Source organism: Amnibacterium soli (assembly GCF_039544415.1).
Lineage (GTDB): Bacteria > Actinomycetota > Actinomycetes > Actinomycetales > Microbacteriaceae > Amnibacterium > Amnibacterium soli.
Genome location: NZ_BAABLP010000010.1, coordinates 40,896 through 59,254, shown reverse-complemented (window position 1 = coordinate 59,254; position 18,359 = coordinate 40,896). Strand labels below are relative to the sequence as shown.

16 protein-coding genes and 2 pseudogenes are annotated in these 18,359 nt (G+C 73.3%); 9 read left to right on the top strand and 9 right to left on the bottom strand.

What is annotated here, in order from left to right:
• Positions 1-37 precede the first annotated feature (37 nt).
• The gene (locus tag ABEA53_RS16730; RefSeq protein ID WP_345482455.1) at positions 38-1,096 is read right to left on the bottom strand and encodes a TerC family protein; all 1,059 of its coding nucleotides are present in this window, start codon (positions 1,094-1,096) and stop codon (positions 38-40) included.
• Positions 1,097-1,236: 140 nt separating this feature from the next.
• A complete protein-coding gene (locus ABEA53_RS16725; RefSeq protein WP_345482454.1) occupies positions 1,237-2,532 on the bottom strand; it encodes an acyltransferase family protein in 1,296 nt (431 codons plus the stop codon).
• A gap of 310 nt (positions 2,533-2,842) precedes the next feature.
• On the opposite strand from ABEA53_RS16725, the gene ABEA53_RS16720 reads away from it, so the two are divergent.
• Positions 2,843-3,409 carry a hypothetical protein gene (locus ABEA53_RS16720; RefSeq protein ID WP_345482453.1) on the top strand — a complete coding sequence of 189 codons (567 nt, stop codon included), beginning with the start codon at positions 2,843-2,845 and terminating at the stop codon, positions 3,407-3,409.
• Between the two features lie 65 nt (positions 3,410-3,474).
• Here the strand turns inward: ABEA53_RS16720 and ABEA53_RS16715 are convergent.
• The 5 genes and pseudogenes from ABEA53_RS16715 to ABEA53_RS16695 all read right to left on the bottom strand — a co-directional run bounded on the left by ABEA53_RS16715 (position 3,475) and on the right by ABEA53_RS16695 (position 9,806).
• Positions 3,475-5,203 (bottom strand): annotated as a pseudogene (locus ABEA53_RS16715) (DEAD/DEAH box helicase).
• Between the two features lie 97 nt (positions 5,204-5,300).
• A complete protein-coding gene (locus ABEA53_RS16710; RefSeq protein ID WP_345482452.1) occupies positions 5,301-6,341 on the bottom strand; it encodes a TIGR03617 family F420-dependent LLM class oxidoreductase in 1,041 nt (346 codons plus the stop codon).
• Between the two features lie 71 nt (positions 6,342-6,412).
• Complete coding sequence (locus ABEA53_RS16705) at positions 6,413-7,438, bottom strand: LacI family DNA-binding transcriptional regulator (protein WP_345482451.1); 1,026 nt, start codon at positions 7,436-7,438, stop codon at positions 6,413-6,415.
• Positions 7,417-9,423 carry an aldo/keto reductase gene (locus ABEA53_RS16700; RefSeq protein WP_345482450.1) on the bottom strand — a complete coding sequence of 669 codons (2,007 nt, stop codon included), beginning with the start codon at positions 9,421-9,423 and terminating at the stop codon, positions 7,417-7,419. Before ABEA53_RS16700 ends, ABEA53_RS16705 begins: the two co-directional genes overlap by 22 nt.
• Positions 9,424-9,509: 86 nt before the next feature.
• Positions 9,510-9,806 (bottom strand): putative quinol monooxygenase, encoded by a 297-nt coding sequence (locus tag ABEA53_RS16695; RefSeq protein WP_345482449.1) that lies wholly within the window; start codon positions 9,804-9,806, stop codon positions 9,510-9,512.
• Between the two features lie 154 nt (positions 9,807-9,960).
• Between ABEA53_RS16695 and ABEA53_RS16690 the strand changes: the two genes are divergently transcribed.
• From ABEA53_RS16690 to ABEA53_RS16670, 5 genes are all read left to right on the top strand, one after another.
• Entirely contained in the window at positions 9,961-11,403 is a 1,443-nt protein-coding gene (locus tag ABEA53_RS16690) for a serine/threonine-protein kinase (RefSeq protein WP_345482448.1), read from the top strand.
• 90 nt (positions 11,404-11,493) lie between these two features.
• Positions 11,494-12,393 carry a bacteriorhodopsin gene (locus ABEA53_RS16685; protein ID WP_345482447.1) on the top strand — a complete coding sequence of 300 codons (900 nt, stop codon included), beginning with the start codon at positions 11,494-11,496 and terminating at the stop codon, positions 12,391-12,393.
• Positions 12,394-12,411: 18 nt separating this feature from the next.
• Positions 12,412-12,930 carry a hypothetical protein gene (locus tag ABEA53_RS16680; RefSeq protein ID WP_345482446.1) on the top strand — a complete coding sequence of 173 codons (519 nt, stop codon included), beginning with the start codon at positions 12,412-12,414 and terminating at the stop codon, positions 12,928-12,930.
• 94 nt (positions 12,931-13,024) lie between these two features.
• Positions 13,025-13,897: a bacteriorhodopsin gene (locus ABEA53_RS16675; RefSeq protein ID WP_345482445.1), complete on the top strand. Its 873-nt coding sequence runs from the start codon at positions 13,025-13,027 to the stop codon at positions 13,895-13,897.
• A gap of 73 nt (positions 13,898-13,970) precedes the next feature.
• Positions 13,971-14,975 carry an NADP-dependent oxidoreductase gene (locus ABEA53_RS16670; protein ID WP_345482444.1) on the top strand — a complete coding sequence of 335 codons (1,005 nt, stop codon included), beginning with the start codon at positions 13,971-13,973 and terminating at the stop codon, positions 14,973-14,975.
• An 82-nt stretch (positions 14,976-15,057) separates the two neighbouring features.
• On the opposite strand, the gene ABEA53_RS16665 is transcribed toward ABEA53_RS16670, so the two are convergent.
• Together ABEA53_RS16665 and ABEA53_RS16660 are read right to left on the bottom strand one after the other, a co-directional pair.
• Positions 15,058-15,651: a DnaJ family domain-containing protein gene (locus ABEA53_RS16665; protein WP_345482443.1), complete on the bottom strand. Its 594-nt coding sequence runs from the start codon at positions 15,649-15,651 to the stop codon at positions 15,058-15,060.
• A 70-nt stretch (positions 15,652-15,721) separates the two neighbouring features.
• Positions 15,722-16,414, bottom strand: a complete 693-nt coding sequence (locus ABEA53_RS16660) for a Type 1 glutamine amidotransferase-like domain-containing protein (protein ID WP_345482476.1) — start codon at positions 16,412-16,414, stop codon at positions 15,722-15,724.
• A 66-nt stretch (positions 16,415-16,480) separates the two neighbouring features.
• Here ABEA53_RS16660 and ABEA53_RS16655 point away from each other — a divergent pair, with 66 nt between their 5' ends.
• The 3 genes and pseudogenes from ABEA53_RS16655 (at position 16,481) to ABEA53_RS16645 (ending at position 18,354) form a co-directional block, all read left to right on the top strand.
• The gene (locus ABEA53_RS16655; RefSeq protein WP_345482442.1) at positions 16,481-16,954 is read left to right on the top strand and encodes a 2'-5' RNA ligase family protein; all 474 of its coding nucleotides are present in this window, start codon (positions 16,481-16,483) and stop codon (positions 16,952-16,954) included.
• Complete coding sequence (locus tag ABEA53_RS16650; protein WP_345482441.1) at positions 16,938-17,594, top strand: AAA family ATPase; 657 nt, start codon at positions 16,938-16,940, stop codon at positions 17,592-17,594. Before ABEA53_RS16655 ends, ABEA53_RS16650 begins: the two co-directional genes overlap by 17 nt.
• A pseudogene (locus tag ABEA53_RS16645) lies at positions 17,591-18,354 on the top strand (SDR family oxidoreductase). Before ABEA53_RS16650 ends, ABEA53_RS16645 begins: the two are co-directional and overlap by 4 nt.
• Positions 18,355-18,359 lie beyond the last annotated feature (5 nt).

Here is an 18,359-nt window from a genome sequence, read left to right as displayed (position 1 = left end):
AGGCGATGGTAGGCGCCTCTCGCCGGGAGCGCACCGCTCAGTCGTGATGCTGGGCGCGCTCCTCCTCCTCGGCCTGCCGGTTGCGCTCCGCCTCGACGTGCGAGGGCTTGAGGTCGGCGAGCGAGGCGTTCGGGTCGCGCTTGATGCTCACGAGGCTCGCGATGGTCGCGACCGCCATGGAGACGACGATCACCACGAGCGACAGCACGGTGCCGATCTCCGGCACGGCCGTGATGTGCTCGCCGCCGTTCAGGAACGGCAGCTCGTTCTCGTGGAGCGCGTGGAGGATCAGCTTCACGCCGATGAAGGCGAGGATGAACGCGATCCCGTACTTCAGGTACTTGAGGCGCTCCACCAGGTCGCCCAGCAGGAAGTAGAGCTGGCGGAGGCCCATCAGCGCGGAGATGTTCGCGGTGTAGACGATGAACGGGCTGTCCGTGATGCCGAAGATCGCGGGGATCGAGTCGAGCGCGAACAGCACGTCCGTCGCACCGATCGCGATCAGCACGATGAGGATCGGCGTGAACATGCGCTTGCCGTTCACGGTCGTGCGCAGCTTGCCGCCGTCGTACTCGTCGGTGACGGACAGGTGGCGCTTCGCGAACCGGATCAGCGCGGTGTCGGTCTGATCCCCGTGGTCGCCGCCGAAGGCCTGCGTGATGGCGGTGTAGATCAGGAACGCGCCGAAGATGTAGAAGATCCAGCTGAAGTTCTCGATCAGCTGCGCGCCGATGAGGATGAAGATCCCGCGGAAGATCAGCGCCAGGATGATGCCGATCATCAGGACTTCCTGCTGCCGCTTCTTCGGTACGGCGAAGCCGGTCATGATCACGATGAAGACGAACAGGTTGTCGATCGACAGCGAGTACTCGGTCAACCAGCCGGCGACGAACTCGGTCGCGTGGGTGGGGCCGTCCACGACGAGCAGCACGCCGGCGAACACCAGCGCGAGCACGACGTAGAAGACGACCCAGAGGGTCGACTCCCGCGTCGACGGGACGTGCGGCCGACGGTAGGCCAGCACGATGTCGCCGATCAGGATCAGGACGATGACGGCGAGCGAGACGATCTCGAACGCGACGGGGACTTCGGGCACTTCGGACTCCTCGAGGGCAGGGAACGGCCTCGAACGTCTCTCCCCGCCCTGACGGGCGCCGCGCCCCCGGATCCGCCGACGGTGCGGATCGTGCTGACGGGTGGCGCGGTATCGGGATACTCCCCTTCGCGAGCCGAACCCTACCGTGCGAGCGGAGCCCCCCGCTCGTGATCCGTCGGGCGGGTCGTGCGTCCCCGGGCGATCAGCACCGCCAGCACCAGGGCGACCGATCCCCAGATGAAGCCGGCGAGGTCGAGCCCGAGCTGCATCGCCCAGAACGGCGGCACCGTGGCGAGCGCACCCGCGACGACGAGCGCCGGCACGGAGGGCACGGGCCCGACGCGCTTCGGGCCGCGCTCGAACCGGGCGACGCCGAGCGAGAGCACGAGGAGCAGCACGAAGACGGACAGGTCGCCGGGCACGCGGGCCAGCCACCACGCGGTCGTGCCGACGGCCGGCACCACGTCCGGCGCGATCAGGACGGTGGCCGCGACGGCGATGACGAGCAGGAGGTGCCAGAGGTAGACGGTCATGAGGCGGGTGCCGGCGATCGCCACGAACGCCTGGGCCGGGCGACGCGTCATCAGCGCGTCGAGGGCCGGCTTCGCGAGCACGAAGAGCGCGGTCTGCCCCACTCCGATGAGCACGAGCGGCAGGGTCGGCGGGTTCAGGTCGTCGAGCATGTCGGGCGAGTAGAGGCCCGAGCTGCCGAGCACCCCGACCAGCGCGAAGGCGACCGCCGCGACCCCGAGCAGCGCCGGGCGGCCGAGGCGCCCGATCGAGCCGTCGGCGTAGAGGAAGCCGATCTGCTGCACGAGGGGCCAGACGAGCAGCAGGTTGAGCAGCCCCACCGCGTCCACGCCGGTCGCACCGCGCAGCGCGTCCACGGCCACGACGCCGGCCAGCAGCGCGGCGAAGGTCGTGACCGGCCGGGTCGTGTGGAGGCGGACGAGGAGGGGCACCGCGGCCTGGCAGATCAGGTAGGCGGCCAGGAACCACAGCGGCATGCCCAGCCCCTTCGCGAGCAGCTGCGCGACGGGCACGGGCAGCCCGGCGGCGGCGGCCGCCCACACGACGGCGCCGACGAGCACGTACCAGACGGCGGCCGGCGTCCCGAGGCGCAGGAGGCGGGCGCGGAAGAAGTCCGCGCCTCCCCCGCCGCGGCGGACGGTCGACGCCCAGCCCTGCCAGCTCGCAAACCCGCCGACGACGAAGAAGAGGGGCATCAGCTGCCCGAACCAGCTCGCCACCGCGAACCAGGGCTGCTCCTGCACCACGTTCCGCCAGCCGATGGCCCCGTCGGCCCGCACGTCGAGGCCGAGCATGAGGGAGTGGAGGACGACGACCAGCAGGACGCAGAGGACGCGCACGAGGTCGACGGCGAGGTCGCGACCGGCGAGCAGCTGCTGCCGATCGGTCGTCGTGAGGCTGGTCACGGGTGCTCCACTCCTGCCCGGCGGCTCCGCCGAGGTGGATCGATCGTGGAGGCGCGACCATGGACCGCGCGGATCGTTGTACGGATCCTGCAACCCGGGAGCCCCGGATCAGGAAGCGACGCGAGAGGAACCGCAGTGCTGCCCTGGTCCTCCCGGGCACTCGGATCCCGCTCGACCCGCGGCTCGCGCCCCCGCCCGTACCCCATGACGCTGGAGGCGTTCATCGGGGAATGCGCACCGCGCGTGCATCCAACGCAACGTGGAAGCACAGGCGGAGTCCGCACGCTGGTCCGAACGGAACGGAGAACACATGTCTGGACGGAACACCGTCGTGCACAGCATGCACGACCTCGGCTTGGCGGCATGGTTCGGCGGCGGCCTCATGGGCGTCATCGGCTTGAACGGCGCGGCGTCGAAGGCGAAGGACCCCACCGAGCGGCTCCGCCTCTCCTCGATCGGCTGGGGCCGCTGGGCTCCGGTGCAGTTCGCCGCGATCGCCGTGCACGGCATCGGCGGCATCGGCCTGATCCTCGGCAACAAGGGCCGCCTCGCATCGCAGGGCGAAGCCCGCACCAACACCGCGATCAAGCTGGTCTTCACCGGCCTCGCCGGTGCGGCGACCCTGACCGCCGCGATCGCCGGCTCCGGCATCGCGAAGCACGCGGACGAGGGCGCCAAGAGCGTGACCGAGCCCAGCGAGAACGCCTCCGACGAGCTGAAGACCGCGCAGCGCAACGAGAAGTGGCTGCAGTGGTCCATCCCGCTGCTCACCGGTGTGCTGCTGGTCCTCGGGGCGCAGCAGGACGAGCAGTACCGTCCGGTCGCCGGCTTCGGCGGCAGCCTCGGCAAGAAGGTCAAGGGCCTCGTCGGCCGCTGACACGACGAAGGGCGGGCCGGCTGCGGATGCAGCCGGCCCGCCCTCCGCGCGTCCGGACCCCGGGCTCAGTAGCGCCGCGGGCGGCGGGCGCCGCCGTCGGGCGCGGCCCGGCGCAGCGGGCCGCCGTCGGCGCCTAGCTTGATCAGCACGCCGCTGATGCGGGTGCCGCTCAGCTTGTCCAGCACGTCGCCGCTGAGGTCGACGGGCAGCTCGATCAGCGAGAAGTCCTGGCGGATGTCGATGCCGCCGAAGTCCTCGCGCTGCAGGCCGCCCTCGTTCGCGAGGGCGCCGATGATCTGGCGGGGCTCGACGCGCTGGCGCCGCCCGACCTCGAGCCGGTAGGTCGTCCGGGGACCGGAGGGGCGTGCGCGGCGCTCCGGGCGGTCGCCGCCCTCGTTCCGGTCGCGGCCGCGGTCGTCGCGATCGAAGCGCGTCGGCCGGTCGTCCTCCGGGGACAGCAGCAGCGGCGTCTCGCCCTGCGCGACGACCGCGAGGGCCGCGGCGACGTCCGCCTCCGGCACGTCGTGGTGCTCGACGTAGTGGGCGATGATGTCGCGGAACCGGGCGATGCGCTCGTTCTGCTCGAGCGCCGCGGTGATCTGGTCGTCGAAGCGCGTGAGCCGCGTCGCGTTCACGTCCTCCGCGGTCGGCAGCTGCATCTGCTGCAGCGGCTGGTGCGTGGCGCGCTCGATCGAGGTGAGCATGCGGCGCTCGCGCGGGGTGACGAAGCTGATCGCGGCGCCCGTGCGGCCGGCGCGGCCGGTGCGGCCGATGCGGTGCACGTACGACTCGGTGTCGATCGGCAGGTCGTAGTTGACGACGTGGCTGATCCGGTCGACGTCGAGGCCGCGGGCCGCGACGTCGGTGGCGACGAGGATGTCGAGCTTCCCGGACTTCAGCTGGTTCACGGTCCGCTCGCGCTGGGCCTGCGCCACGTCGCCGCTGATCGCGGCGGCCGTGTAGCCGCGGGCGCGCAGCTTCTCGGCGAGGGTCTCGGTCTCGTTCTTCGTGCGGACGAAGACGATCATCCCCTCGAAGTTCTCGACCTCGAGGATGCGGGTGAGGGCGTCGACCTTCTGCGGGTACGAGACGACGAGGTAGCTGGCTGATGTTCGCCGAGGTCGAGGTCTTCGTCTCGACCGTGATCTCCTCGGGATCGTGGAGGTACTGCTGCGAGATGCGGCGGATCTGCGACGGCATGGTCGCGGAGAACAGGGCGACCTGCTTCGTGTCCGGGGTGTCCGCCAGGATCGTCGCGACGTCCTCCGCGAATCCCATCTTCAGCATCTCGTCGGCCTCGTCGAGCACGAGGTACTTCAGCTGCGAGAGGTCGAGCGTGCCCTTCTCGAGGTGGTCCATGATGCGGCCGGGCGTGCCGACGACGATGTGGACGCCGCGACGCAGGGCGGACAGCTGGGTGCCGTAGGCCTGCCCGCCGTAGACGGGCAGGAGGCGGATGCCCTTCAGGTGCGCGGCGTAGCTCTCGAACGCCTCGCAGACCTGCAGGGCCAGCTCGCGGGTCGGCGCGAGCACGAGGGCCTGCGGCTCCGCCTGGTTCAGGTCGAGGCGGGAGAGGATCGGGAGGGCGAACGCGGCAGTCTTGCCGGTGCCGGTCTGGGCGCGGCCGACGACGTCGCGGCCAGCCAGCAGGGACGGGATTGTGGCGGCCTGGATGGCGGACGGGGTCTCGTACCCGACGTCCTTCAGGGCCTTCAGTACGGGTGCGCTCAGGCCGAGGTCGGAGAAGGATCGCTCGGTCGGCGCGGGCTCGACAGCATCCTGCTGCTCGGAGATATCAGGGTCGGACACCGCCCAAGGGTACCGGACGCGGCGCGGCGATTTCGGGCTCCCGTCAGGGGGCCCGCGGAGGTCGTGCCCGCGGGTCCGCCCGTCAGGGCCGCCGCAGGGCGCCGACCAGCCGGCCGAGCACCTCCGGCTCGATCGGGTAGCTCGCGCTGAACGACAGGCGCGTGACGAGGCCGGTGAACCGCGAGCGCAGCTCCGCCGCCACCGCCGTCGCGGAGCCGACCGCCGCGAACGCGCTCAGCACGTCGTCCGGCACCAGGTCGGGCATCGCCGCCCAGTCGCCGCGGCGCGACGCGACGTGCAGCCGCTCGTGGAGGTCGCCCCAGCCGTGCGCCTCCAGCACGGGGAGGTAGGTCGGCGTGCTGCCGTAGAAGGCGATCTGCCCCTTCGTCGCCCGGATCGCCGCGTCGAGCGACGCCTGGTCGTCGCCGACCGCGATGAGGGCGGGCAGGGCGACGCCGAGCTGCGCGGCGTCGCGGCCGGCCCGCTCGGCGCCGCGGCGGAGCGCGGGCGCGCTCACCTCCGCGAGGTAGCGGCGGGTCGTGAAGCTGTGGGCGTGCAGGCCGTCGCCGACCTCGCCGGCGACCTCGGTCATCCGCTCCCCCACCGCGGCGATCCAGATCGGTGGCAGGCCGACCCGCAGCGGCGGCGGGCTGAAGAACGGCGTCATGAGGGTGTGCGTGTAGAACTCGCCGCTGAACCGCAGCGGCTCCCCCGTCTGCCACGTCGCCCAGATCGCGCGGACGGCCCGCACGAACTCCGACATCCGCGCGGCCGGGCGGGACCACGGCATGGAGAAGCGCCGCTCGACGTGCGGCTTCACCTGCGAACCGAGCCCGAGCAGGAACCGCCCGTCGGCGATCGACTGCAGGTCGAACGCGGTCTGCGCGACCGTCATCGGCGAGCGGGCGAACGCGACGGCGATGGTCGACAGCAGCTCGATGCGGCTCGTCTCGCGGGCGGCGAGCGCCAGCGCGAGGAACGGGTCGTGCCGGGTCTCGGCCGCACCGACGCCGTCGAAGCCCTGCGCCTCCGCCTCGGCCGCTCGCGCGGCGAGGGCGACGGGGTCCATGCCGGGGTCCCCGCCGACGTCGAGGCGGAAGGGGACGGCGTCGTCGACCGGCATCGCCCCATCCTTGCTCACGCTTCGTGCCGCGCGACGACCGCGGCAGCGGCACGAAGCGTGAGCGAAGGCGGTCAGGCGGACTCGCGCAGCAGGAGGCGGTGCCGCACGGTGCGCTCCGCGTCGGCGCCCGAGCGGGGCGTGCGGCCGGCGACCATGCCGACCGCGAGGTCGAGCGCCTGCCGGGCGACCTCGTCGACGTCGACCTCGAGCGTCGTGAGGGCGGGGGCGACGAGCGCGCCCAGCGGGAGCCCGTCGACGCCGACCACCCGCACCTCGCCGGGCACGTCGACGCCGGCCCGGCGGCAGGCGGCGAGCACGCCGAGCGCCATCACGTCGTTGAAGGCGAGGACCGCGTCGGGGCGCGGGTCCTGCCGCAGGAGGCGCTCGGTCGCCGCCGCCGCGCGCTCGGCGGTCGGCTCGGCCACCGGCTCCACGGCGACGTGGAGCCCGCGGTCCGCGAACGCCGCCCGCATCCGCGTCGCCCGCCGGCTGGGCAGGTCGGGGCCAGCGGCGTCGAGCACGACCGGGTGCCGCACCCCGGCGGCGAGCAGGTGCTCGACGAGGCGCTCGACCGCGTCGCCCGGGTCGAGGTGCACGGCGGCGCCGGTCACCGGACCGGAGGGATCGAGCTCGACGACCGGAACGCTGCCGAGCAGTGCGATCCACTCCGGCGCGCGCTTCCCGAAGTAGCCGACGACCGCGTCGGTCTGCACGCCGAGCGCCTCCACCATGCGATCGGCGTCACCGGTGAGCGCGATGTCGGCGAGCATCACGTTCCAGCCCCGCCCCGCCGCGGCGCGCACGACCGCGGCGGCGAGCGCCGGCGAGTAGGGGTTCCGCAGGTCGTCGACGATCAGGCCGAGCTGCTGCTCCCCGCCGAGCACGAGTCCGCGGCCGAAGCGGGAGGGGCGGTACGCCAGGGCCTCCGCGGCGGCGAGGACGCGCTTCTTCGTCGCCGCGCTGATCCCCTCCATCCCGTTCATCGCGCGGGTCACGGTCTGCCGCGAGACCCCGGCGGCCGCCGCGACGTCGAGGATCGTCGCGCGGCCGGCCGGGTCCCCGGCGTCCCCCGGGGTCAGGCCCGCAGGTCCAGCCACTCGACCTGCTCCGGCGTCAGCTCGATCGTCAGCCCGCGCATCGACGACCGCGCCTCCGCGATGGTCCGCGGCCCGAAGAGCGGGAAGGTCGGGAAGGGCTGCGCGAGCACGTAGGCGAGGGCGATCGCGGTGGCCGGCACGCCGAGCCGCTCGCCCAGCTGCTCCGCCCGCTGCAGCCGCTCGAAGTTGTCGTCGCTGTAGTAGCAGCGCACGAGCTCCTCGTCGTCCAGGAAGTCCGGACGGGCCCGGGCGAAGAAGCCGCGCGCCTGCGACGACCACGGCAGCAGCGGCACCTGCCGCTCCTCGAGCCACTGCTTCGACGCCGGGTCGGTGACGTGGCGGCAGCCCGCCCACGGCACGTCGTAGGCCTCGGCGAGCCCGAAGTGGTTGCTGAGGACCGCGAGCTCCTCCTTGCCGTTCGCCCGGGCCCAGGCGTTGGCCTCGTCGAACCGCTCGAGGCTCCAGTTCGAGACGCCGTAGACATGGATGCGGCCGGCGCGGCGGTGCTCGTCGAGCACATCGACGAACTCCCCGACCGGCACCTCGGGGTTGTCGCGGTGCATCAGGTAGAGGTCCGCGTAGTCCGTGCCCTGCCGCTCGAGGCTCTCGAGCAGCTGGCGACTGAGGGACTCGGGGTCGCAGTACGGGGTGTGGGCGCCCTTCGTGATCACGACCACGTCCTCGCGGATGCCGCGGTTGGCGATCCACCGCCCGACGCGGCGCTCGTTCTCGCCGCCGCCGTAGATGTACGCGGTGTCGAAGACGTTGCCGCCCTGCTCCACGAAGTGGTCGAAGATCGCGGACGCGTGCGCCAGGTCGGGCTGGTTGTCGGCGCCGAGCACGAGGCGCGACATCCGCTTGCCGACGCCCGGGATCTCGCCGTAGCGCATCGGCGCGACCGGCGTCACGCGGAGGGGACGCCCGGAGACCGGCGGGATCGTCGCGTCCTCCGCCTCGAACGGGTAGCGCAGCCCGACCGCCGCGCGCCACCGGTCGAGGGTGCGCGCGGTCGCGAGCGTCTCGTCCTGCGTCATCTGCGGCACCTCGGTGGCACCGGAGGCGATCGCGTCGGCCAGCGCGGCGGCCTCGAGCCCGTACGCCTTCGCGTCGGGGAAGTCGAGCGTGCGCGGCTCCTCGTCCGTCACCGCCAGCTCGATCGAGGGCGTGCCGCCGATCGTCCACGGGGTCGGGAGGTGGATGCGGCCGCGGGAGCCGATCACCGTGACGGTGTTCGCGTCCTCGACGCGCACGCCCGTGCGGAGGGTCGCGGTGATGCCGCCGCGGTAGACGAGGTCGGCGACCGCCCACTCGTCGACGCCGGTCGGGCCGATCACGCCCGAGCCGACGAGGTCGACGGGCTCGGCGGCCGGCACGCCGGTCGCCGCGCTCACGATCGCCGCCGTCATCGTGACGGGGTAGCCGCCGACGTCGAGGATGCCGCCGCCGGCTGTGTCCACGTCGAACAGCCGTCCCTGCCGCTCGCCGACGCGGAAGGCGAAGGAGGCGTCGACGTGGCGGACCTCGCCGATGGCGCCGTCGCGGATCAGGTCGAGCAGCGCGGCCGTCGCGGGGTGGAAGCGGTACATGAACGCCTCGACGAAGGGCGTGCCCGCCTCCCGGGCCGCGTCGACGAGCGCCATGGTCGTGCCGAGGTTCGGGGTGAGGGGCTTCTCGCAGAGCACGGCCTTGCCCGCGGCGATCGCGTCGAGCACGAGCGGTGCGTGACCGGTGTGCACGGTCGCGATGTAGACGGCGTCGACGCGGGGGTCCGCGAGCGCCTCGGCGTAGGTGCCGGCGGTGACGTCGTCGTAGCCGAGCCCGGCCGCCTCCTCGGCGAAGGCCGCCGACCGCGCCGGGTCGCTGCTGCCCACGGCCACGAGCCGACCCGTCGTGGACGGCAGCTCCTTCAGGAACGTGCGGGCGATGCCGCCCGGTCCGAGGACCGCCCAGCCCGTGGCCGTGGTGCTTCCGCTCTGCGCTGACATCGTCGTCCTCCCGCCCGACCGTGAACGTTCACGGTAGCGCCGACGCTACGCCGACGGGCTCGTCGTGGTCAACGCGACGGGCCGCCTCAGAGCGTCGAGTGCGTCTCGTAGCGCCAGAGGGTCGGCGGGCCCGCCAGCACCCGGCCGAGGTCGGACGCACCCTCCGGGGTCGCCCGCCAGGCCCGGTAGGCGTCGTCGTGCTGCAGGGACTCCCAGCGCTCGACGACCGTCACGTGGGCGGGGTCGGCGACGTCGCGCAGCACCTCGATCCCCTGCGAGCCGTCGAAGGCGCGGGTGTCCGCGAGGACGGCGGCGAGCACGGCGGGCGCCTCCTCGAGGGCGTCGGCGCGGAGGTGCAGATCGAGGAACGCGGTGACGGCCATGGGGGCTCCTTCTCGAGCATCGACGGGGTGCGGGAGCGCCCTGCACCGCCGGACCATGGTCGACCCCCGCTCCCCGGGATTCCCCTGTGATCCGTCGCACCGCACGACGTCCCCGGACGCAGGACTCCTCGAGATGTGAGAACGTTTCCGGCCGATGGCGAGTGTGTTCGGGCGCAGGGCGCGCATGGAGCGGGCGGCGACCCCTCCGACTCCGGACGTCGAGGTGGAGCCGGCCCGTGCGGCGTCCCCCGTCACCGCATCCGCCGCGAGCGCACCGCTCGTGCTCGACGGGCGCTACGAGGTCGGCGAGCGGCTCGGCTCCGGGGGCATGGCGTCGGTGCACCGCGCCCGCGACCTGCTGCTCGGCCGCGAGGTGGCGGTGAAGCTGTTCCGCCGCGAGGTCACGGCGTCCCCCGACCTGCGGCTGCAGGAGATCGAGGCCCGCGTCGTCGCGGCCCTCAACCACTCCGCGCTCACCACGCTGCTCGACGCGGGCATCGACGCCTCGCACCAGCACGCGCCGCAGATCTACCTGGTGATGGAGTACGTCCGCGGGTCGACGCTGAAGGAGCGGCTGCGCCGAGGCCCGCTCGGGGTCGCCGACGCGTGCTGGCTCTGCTTCGACCTCGCCGAGGGCATCGACTACATGCACCAGCAGGGCTTCCTGCACCGCGACGTCAAGCCGGCGAACATCCTCATCTCCAGCCAGCGCAGCGCGAGGCCCGTCGTGGCGAAGCTCACCGACTTCGGCATCGCCACCGCGATCGGGCAGCCGGACCTCAGCGAGTACACCGTCGGCACCGCCGCCTACCTCAGCCCCGAGCAGGTCGAGGGGCACGACGCCCGGCCCGAGTCCGACATCTACTCGCTGGGCCTCGTGCTGCTCGAGGCGATCACCGGCGAGGTCGCCTTCCCCGGATCGGTGGAGGACTCGGCGTTCGCGCGGCTCGTCCGCGACCCGCACATCCCCGACGACGTGCCCGAAGCGGTCGCCTCGGTGCTCCGTCGCATGACGGCGCGCGCGCCGGAGGCTCGGATCGGGCTGCACCAGGTCGCGATCGAGCTGCAGCAGTTCCTCGCGGACGACCTCGTCAGCCGACGCACCGGCGGCGCGACGCTCGCCGCGCCCGCGGCGCCGCCCGCGGCCGTCGCGATCGACGACGCGCCGGACGCGGTCCTCGACGCGCTCCTCGCGCTCACCGCCCGCGCGCTGCAGGCGCCGAAGGCGCTGCTCGTGCTGGAAGGCCCCGCCGGCCCGGTGGTCAAGGCGCAGCTCGGCTGGGAGCGCCGCGTCGTGTCCGGCGATCTCGCGACGCCCCTCCTGAGCCAGGGAGCGGACGGTCCCCGGGTGCTGCCCGACGCCTTCCAGCGCCAGCCGGTGCGGATGCCGCCGCAGGTGCGGCAGGACGTGCACGCTGCGGCGTCCGCACCCCTCCGCGCGCACGACGGCACGCACCTCGGCGTCGTCGCCGTCTTCGACCACGCCCCGCGACCGTTCGGCGGTGACGACCTCGGCGCGCTCTCGGACTCGGCGACCCTGGTCGCGCACGAGCTGGAGCTGCGGGGAGCCGCACGACGGGCGCTGTTCGACGCATGATGCCGTCGGCACGAAGCGTTTCCTCAGGTCGGTTCCGGCAGCATCCCAGGCCGCGGATGGCGACTGTCGTCATCGAGAGGAGGCAGCCGCATGGGTGAGGTCGTCGCGCCGTGGGCGGTCCCGCTCACGGGTCTGGAGCGCTCGCTCACCTCCTACGGCCTCGTGGTCGCAGGGCTGGCGCTGCTCGCGATGCTCGTGCGCACCTGGACCGTGCGCACCGAGGTCAGCGGCCGCTACCGCCCGGCGATCGCCGCCTCGCTCGGCGTGCTCAGCGTCGCCTTCCTCTCCTACGTGCTGCTCGTCGTCAGCTTCGACACCGGCTACACCCGTCAGGGAGCGATGTGGGTGCCGAACGAGCAGGCCATGTGGGCCTGGTCGGCGCGCTACATGGACTGGACCGTGACGGTGCCGCTGCTCGTCATCGAGCTGATCGCCGTCAGCAGCCTCGCGGGTCGCGCGGTCGCCCGGACCCGCGTCATCGGCGTCGCCTCCGCGATCGCCATGATCGCAGCCGGCTACATCGGCGGGGTCGCGGTCGACGGCGGCGAGAACCGCGCCGCCCTGCTCGTCTGGGGCCTGATCAGCACGCTCTTCTTCGCGGTGCTCTACGTCGTGGTGCTGCTGACCGTGCTGCGGTCGATGCCGGCGCTGCCCACGGTCGCCCGCCCCGCCTACCGGAACGCGATGATCCTGCTGATGGGCACGTGGTTCGTCTACCCGATCGTGTTCGGCCTCCAGGGTGCGACGAGCGGGGGCGCCTGGGCGGTCACCGGGCAGCTGCTGCTCTGCGCCGCGGACGTCGCGGCCAAGGTCGGCTTCGGCCTGCTGATCCAGCGGGTCGCGAAGCTGCGCACGGCGTTCGACGTGCAGGCCGGCCTCGACACGCACCCCGAGACCCTGTGGCTGAACGGTGAACGACACTCCGACGCCCTCTACCCTGCGACGGCCGAGCCGGGCCACGCTGAACCCGTCGTCCCCCTGCACCGCTGAGCCCGACCCGGAACCCTCATGAACCTCGTGCCCCTGATCGTGCTGACGGCGATCGCCGTCGTCGGAGCGGTGATCGGCGTGCTCATGGCCCTGCGCGGCGAGCGCACCGGCGCGAGCGGCGCGTCGGCGCACGACGAGCAGGAGCAGGGCCTCGTACGGCTGACCGGCGAGATCCACACCGGCTGGGAGCAGACCCTCATCGGCCTGATCCGCGAGCTGCGCCTGCCCAGGGACGCGAACGACATCGCGTACGGGGCGCTGTACCTCGAGTCGCGCAGCGAGCACCGGATGCACGTGCGGACCCGCTCCGAGATCGGACGGGGGTTCCTCGGCGTGATCGACATCACCCCGAGGCGAGGTCCCACGCAGTTGACCTACTCCATCCGCCGCCTGCCGGGGGACGACCAGCTGCACGCGCGGGTGCTCGACTTCGAGCTCGACCTCATCTCCGCCGTGCGCCGGATCGACGCGAACGCGAACGTGCACCTCGCCGCCGAGGCGCTGCGGGAGTTCGACCGGCCGCGGTCGGCGGGTTGACCTCCCTGAGCGGCAGCCCGCACCGACCCGCACAGCACTTCACCCCACGACCGAAGCCGCATCCGCTGCTCCTGTCAGGACCGACCAGGAGACGATGACGATGCTGCAGCCGCCGTGGAGCGTGGTGCTGACGCAGAGCGAGCACGACCTGATCCTGTTCGCGATGGTCGCCGCCGGGCTCTCCCTGCTCGCGACCCTGGTCCGTGTCCGGTTCACGTCCGGGGAGGCGCACGGGTCGTTCCGCGTCGCGAGCCTGACCGCGAACGCGGTCGTCGCGATCGCGTTCGTCTCCTACCTCGCGATCATCGCCGCCTTCGTCATGGGGTACACCCAGGTCGGCGGCGAGTACCGCCCCAACTCCGGCGCTCGGCTCTCGTGGGAGCTGCGGTACATGGACTGGGTCGTGACCGTCCCCCTCCTCGTGCTCGAGCTCGTCGCGATCAGCGCCCTCGCGCAGCCGACCGCGGATCGGATCCGGCGCATCGGCATGGTGAGCGCCGTCGCGATGATCGCCAGCGGATTCCTCGGCGCGTTCATCGTCGCCGGCGGCCGGGACTCGACGTCCTACGCGCTGCTCGGCGTCCTCGGCGCGGTCTTCTTCGCGGTGCTCTACGGGCTCTTCGTCTACGCGATGCGGGTGTCGCTCCCCCGCCTGCCGGCCGCAGCCCGCGGCTCGTACCGCTCCGCCGCCGTCGTGCTGCTGATCACCTGGCTGGCCTACCCGATCGTCTACGGCCTGGTCGGCGCCTTCACGGGCGGTGCGGTCGTCGTCGTGGCGCAGCTCGCGCTGTGCGCCGCGGACATGATCGCGAAGATCGGATTCGGCACGCTCGTGCACCGCACGGCCGTGCTGCGCTCCCGGAACGACGAGAGCCTCGATCCGAGCACCGTCCGCCGCCCCCGTCCCGCCTCGCGGGACTCCGTGTACGTCGCCGACTCGCGCGTGGTCGAGTTCGACGAGGAGTGACGGCCACCCACCTTCTCTGAGAGCTGGCCGACCGACTCCTCCGCCCGCGCTGCCGGGACCTAGCTTTCAACCCATGGCGCGCAAGAAGGCTTTCATCGCGGTGTTCGACGACTACGGACCGGCCGAGGGCGTGCACGTCGACGAGGTCGACCGACCGATCCCGGGGCCGGGCGAGGTGCTCGTGCAGGTGGTGGCGTCCGGCGTGAGCCACATGGACGCCTACATCCGCGAGGGCCGCTTCCGCGACGCGCTGGCGCTCGAGCTGCCGGCGCGGCAGGGCGTGAGCTTCGCGGGCATCGTGCGCGCGGTCGGCTCGGACGTGCCGCACCTCGCTCCCGGCGTCGACGTGCTCGGGCACGACCCGCGGCACGGCGCGCACGCCACGCACGTCGTCGTGCCGGCAGGAGCGCTGGTGCGACGTCCGGCGCGGTTGTCGTGGGAGGTCGCCGGAGCGCTCTACCTCGTGGGGCTGACCGCCTACGACCTCGTGCAGGGCCTCCGGCTCGGGTCGGACGACGTGGTGCTCGTCTCCGCCGCGGCGGGCGGCGTCGGTCACATCGAATGCCAGCTCGCCCGGCTCGCCGGTGCCCGCGTCATCGGGATCGCCGGGCGGGAGAACCACGACTACCTCCGGTCGATCGGCGTGCGACCGGTGGCCTACGGCGACGATCTCGCTGCGGCGATCCGGAAGGCGGCCGAGGAGCGGCCGGTCACCGCGCTGCTCGACAACTACGGTCACTACGAGCAGCTCGCTGAGGAGCTCGGCGTGCCAGCGGGGAGGACGCGGACGAGCGACGACCGCCGCGCGGTCGAGATCCAGCACTGGTCGGCGGGCCCGGACGAGCGGGTCGCCCTGCAGCTGGCGGACGTCGCGGAGCTCGTCGCGTCATGGGACCTGAAGGTGCTCGTCTCCGGGTACTACCCGTTCATGAACCTCGTCGAGGCGCTGGTCGACCTCGACGCCCGGCACAGCCGCGGGGTCGTCGTGGTCGGCATGAGCCCGACGGCGCCGGCGCGCGAGTACCTGGGCCAGAAGCTGCGCGCCCGCTACGAGGCGACGGCTCCCGCGACCTCCTGAACGCCCGGGTCCTGGAGATCGCGTCGCCCTCGCTGCGGCGTCCCGTCCACCGGCCGACCGCCGAGCAGGATCGGCGCACCGGTCAGCGGCTGCGCTTCGCCCTGCGGCGCTCGCGCCAGGTCATCGCGGCGAGCGCCGCGGCCTCGCACTCCCGCTCCTCGGCCTGCGCGCGCTCGCGGGCCGCGCGGCGCTCCAGCGCGCGGGTGCGCCACGCCTCCAGCTCCGCCTCCACGTCGCGCGGCCGGGTGATGACCGGGGGTCCGCCCAGCAGCTGCCGCCGCGCCTCGCGGACGCGGTGGTTGAAGTCGTCGAGCGCCTCCCGCACCCTCGCCTCGGTGGGCAGCTCGTCCAGGCGGTCGCTGAGCCGCGCGTCCTCCGTGCGCAGGGTGAGCGCGGGCGGGCCGAGACCGGTGAGGTTCTCCCGCTCGATCTTGCGGCGGATCCACCAGTCCGGATCGCGCACGGTGCCGAGGTCGGCGAGCGGCTTGCCCGCGCCGGGCAGGTCGTCGAACTCCCCGCGGCGCATGGCCTGCTGGATCGCGATCTCGACCGCCTGCGCGCGCTGGTCCGGGCTGATCTGCCCGCGGTCGGTCGGCTCCTCGTCGTCCTGGACCTCGCGGTCGAGGGCGTAGCGGGCGGCCGCGAGGCGGCTGTCGGGCGGTCGTCGTTTCGTCATTCGCGTGAAGGCTCCGCCACGACGGTAACCGCGGCGGCTGGACGCGCGACCCCTGGACGCAGGGGGCGGGTCAGCGCGAGTCGACGACCGCGCCGGTCGCGTCGTAGCGGATCCAGCGGCCGCCCGACACGACCTCCGGCACCTCCGCGGGATCCCGGACGAGCAGCGCCGACTCGTCGTCGAGGAACCACACCGGAGCGCCCAGCGCCGCCGTGCCCGCAGCCGCCCACCGCTCGGCGTCCTCGGGCATGAAGTCCGCGCCGAGGTGGCAGAGCACGACCCAGTCGAGCAGCGGCGCCGCGGCCGCGACCTCCGTCAGCTGGAGCATCGCCACCTCCTCGTGGTCGTCGAACGCGTCGACGGCCTCCGCGTGCCGGGTCGAGAAGATCATCGAGCCGGCGCTGTGACCGACGTAGACCTTCTCGTCGAGCAGCTCGCGCAGCAGCGGGGCGAAGCCGGTGGTCCGCCAGGCGTGGGCGAGCCAGTGGTTGCTGCCGCCGTATCCGAACACCACGTCCGCCGATCGCAGCCGCGACTCGATCACCGAGCGGGGGGCGGAGAAGAGGGAGAGCACGTCGAACTCGGCCCAGCCGAGCGACCGGTTCTGCTCGAGGTGCCGCAGCAGCATCGACTTGTCGCCCGGGAACGGCAGGATCGCGTCGACGACCACCGCGATCCGCGCCTCCGCGATCGGCTTGCCGAGCAGCGCGACCAGCGCGTCGAGCACGGGGCCGGGCCGCAGTCCGCCGGAGGTCAGGAGCATGCGCACGCCCGAATCCTCGCACCGCGGGTCCCGCCCGGCCAGGGCCGGTCCGTACGCTTCGGCAGCGTGCGACTGCTCGCCCTGGTGCTCCCCCTCGCGCCGCTGCCCCTCGACGCGCCGTTCCCGCGTCGGGAGTGGCCCGCCCACCTCACCGTCCTCTCCAACTTCCTGAGCGACGGCACCGACGAGGACGTCGCCCGCGTCGTGCAGCCGGTGCTGGCGAGGACCGGGCCGGTGCACGGCCGCGTCGGCGAGCAGGCGTGGTTCGGGCTCGCGTACGACGTCCGCGTCCGGCTCGTCGACTCGGCGGAGGCGCACGTCCTGCACGGCGCGCTGCTCGACGCGATCCGCCCCGCGGGGTTCGAGCACCCGACGCACCAGGGCGCGGGGTACCGCCCGCACGTCTCGGTGACGCCGACGCCCCCGCTTCACGAGGGGGCGGACCTGGTGCTGCCCGAGATCGCGCTCGCGGCCATGGACGGCGCGCACGCGCGCATCCGCTGGGCGCAGCGGCTCGGCGGGCATGTCGATGCCGCCTGAGGCCGCCTCCGACGGCGGCGGTGCGGACCCGGAGGAGCCGGTCGTGGTCCTGATCGGCGCGCCGGGATCGGGCAAGACGACGGTCCGCGAGCAGCTGCTCGTCGATCGGCCCGGGACGCCGGTGCTCAGCCCCGACGACGAGCGGGCCCTCCTCCGCGAGCGCGACCTCGCCGCGGGCCGGGTGCCGCACGGCCTGCAGGACTACTCGCTCGCCGCGCTCGCGCGGTGCGCCGACGCCGCCGCCGACCTGCTCGCCGAGCGGCGCGGCTACATCGCCGACGCCACGAACCTGCGCCGCAAGGAGCGGGTGGCGCACGTCCGCGCCGCGCATCAGGCCGGGCTGCGGGCGATCGCCGTGCTGCTGCCGGACCTGCCCGTCGACGCCCTCGTGGCTCGGAACGCCCCGCGATCCGAGCTGCGCCGCGTGCCCGAGGACAGCCTCGCGCGGCACGCGAACCGGCGCTCGCTCATCGACGCGGCGACGCTGCGGCAGGAGGGGTTCGACGACGTGGTCGAGATCGACGCGGCGCCGTCCACGGCGTACGAGGAACGATCGACGTCGCTTCCCGGCGCGGAACGAGTCGGCCGCGCGATGCTGCTCCCCGTGCACGACCACGTCGACGACCGGGAGCCCTCCTGATGGACCTGTTCGACCTCACGGGCCGCAGCGCGCTCGTCACCGGCTCGAGCCGCGGCATCGGCCGCGCGCTCGCCGGCGGGCTCGCGCGGCCGGAGCGCACGTCGTGCTGCACGGCCGGGACGCCGAAGCGCTCGCGCGGGAGACGGACGCGCTCACGGCGGACGGCGCCTCGGTGTCGAGCGCGGCCTTCGACGTGACGGAGGAGGACGCGGTCGAGCACGGCGTGGCCCGCGTGCTCGAGCGGGTCGGCGCGATCGACGTGCTGGTGAACAACGCCGGCGTCCAGTCGCGAGCGCCCTTCACCGAATTCCCCACCGCCGAGTGGCACCGGCTCGTCGCGACGAACCTCACGAGCGCCTTCCTCGTCAGCCGGGCCGTCGCGCGCGGGATGCAGCAGCGCGGCAGGGGCAAGATCATCCACATCGGCTCCGTGCAGTTCATGCTCGGCCGGCCCGGCATCACGCCCTACGCCGCGACGAAGGGCGGCATCGCGATGCTGACGCGCGGCATGTGCGCCGACCTCGGGCCGTCCGGGATCCAGGTGAACGCGATCGCCCCCGGGTACTTCGCCACCGACCTCACCGCTCCCCTCGTCGCCGACCCCGACTTCAGCGACTGGGTCGAGCGCCGCACCCCCGCGGGACGCTGGGGACGCGTGGACGAGCTGATCGGCGCCGCGGTGTTCCTCTCGAGCCGCGCCTCCGACTTCGTGAACGGGCAGGTCCTCACCGTCGACGGCGGCATGACCGCCGTCGTGTGACGCGC

What these genes read in the sequence shown, in the direction of transcription:
- ABEA53_RS16700 (WP_345482450.1), bottom strand. Translation starts at nt 9,423, where the DNA reads ATGTCAGCGCAGAGCGGAAGCACCACGGCCACGGGCTGGGCGGTCCTC.
- ABEA53_RS16650 (WP_345482441.1), top strand. Translation starts at nt 16,938, where the DNA reads ATGTCGATGCCGCCTGAGGCCGCCTCCGACGGCGGCGGTGCGGACCCG.
- ABEA53_RS16690 (WP_345482448.1), top strand. Translation starts at nt 9,961, where the DNA reads ATGGCGAGTGTGTTCGGGCGCAGGGCGCGCATGGAGCGGGCGGCGACC.
- ABEA53_RS16685 (WP_345482447.1), top strand. Translation starts at nt 11,494, where the DNA reads ATGGGTGAGGTCGTCGCGCCGTGGGCGGTCCCGCTCACGGGTCTGGAG.
- ABEA53_RS16695 (WP_345482449.1), bottom strand. Translation starts at nt 9,806, where the DNA reads ATGGCCGTCACCGCGTTCCTCGATCTGCACCTCCGCGCCGACGCCCTC.
- ABEA53_RS16680 (WP_345482446.1), top strand. Translation starts at nt 12,412, where the DNA reads ATGAACCTCGTGCCCCTGATCGTGCTGACGGCGATCGCCGTCGTCGGA.
- ABEA53_RS16675 (WP_345482445.1), top strand. Translation starts at nt 13,025, where the DNA reads ATGACGATGCTGCAGCCGCCGTGGAGCGTGGTGCTGACGCAGAGCGAG.
- ABEA53_RS16660 (WP_345482476.1), bottom strand. Translation starts at nt 16,414, where the DNA reads ATGCTCCTGACCTCCGGCGGACTGCGGCCCGGCCCCGTGCTCGACGCG.
- ABEA53_RS16665 (WP_345482443.1), bottom strand. Translation starts at nt 15,651, where the DNA reads ATGACGAAACGACGACCGCCCGACAGCCGCCTCGCGGCCGCCCGCTAC.
- ABEA53_RS16670 (WP_345482444.1), top strand. Translation starts at nt 13,971, where the DNA reads ATGGCGCGCAAGAAGGCTTTCATCGCGGTGTTCGACGACTACGGACCG.
- ABEA53_RS16710 (WP_345482452.1), bottom strand. Translation starts at nt 6,341, where the DNA reads ATGCCGGTCGACGACGCCGTCCCCTTCCGCCTCGACGTCGGCGGGGAC.
- ABEA53_RS16720 (WP_345482453.1), top strand. Translation starts at nt 2,843, where the DNA reads ATGTCTGGACGGAACACCGTCGTGCACAGCATGCACGACCTCGGCTTG.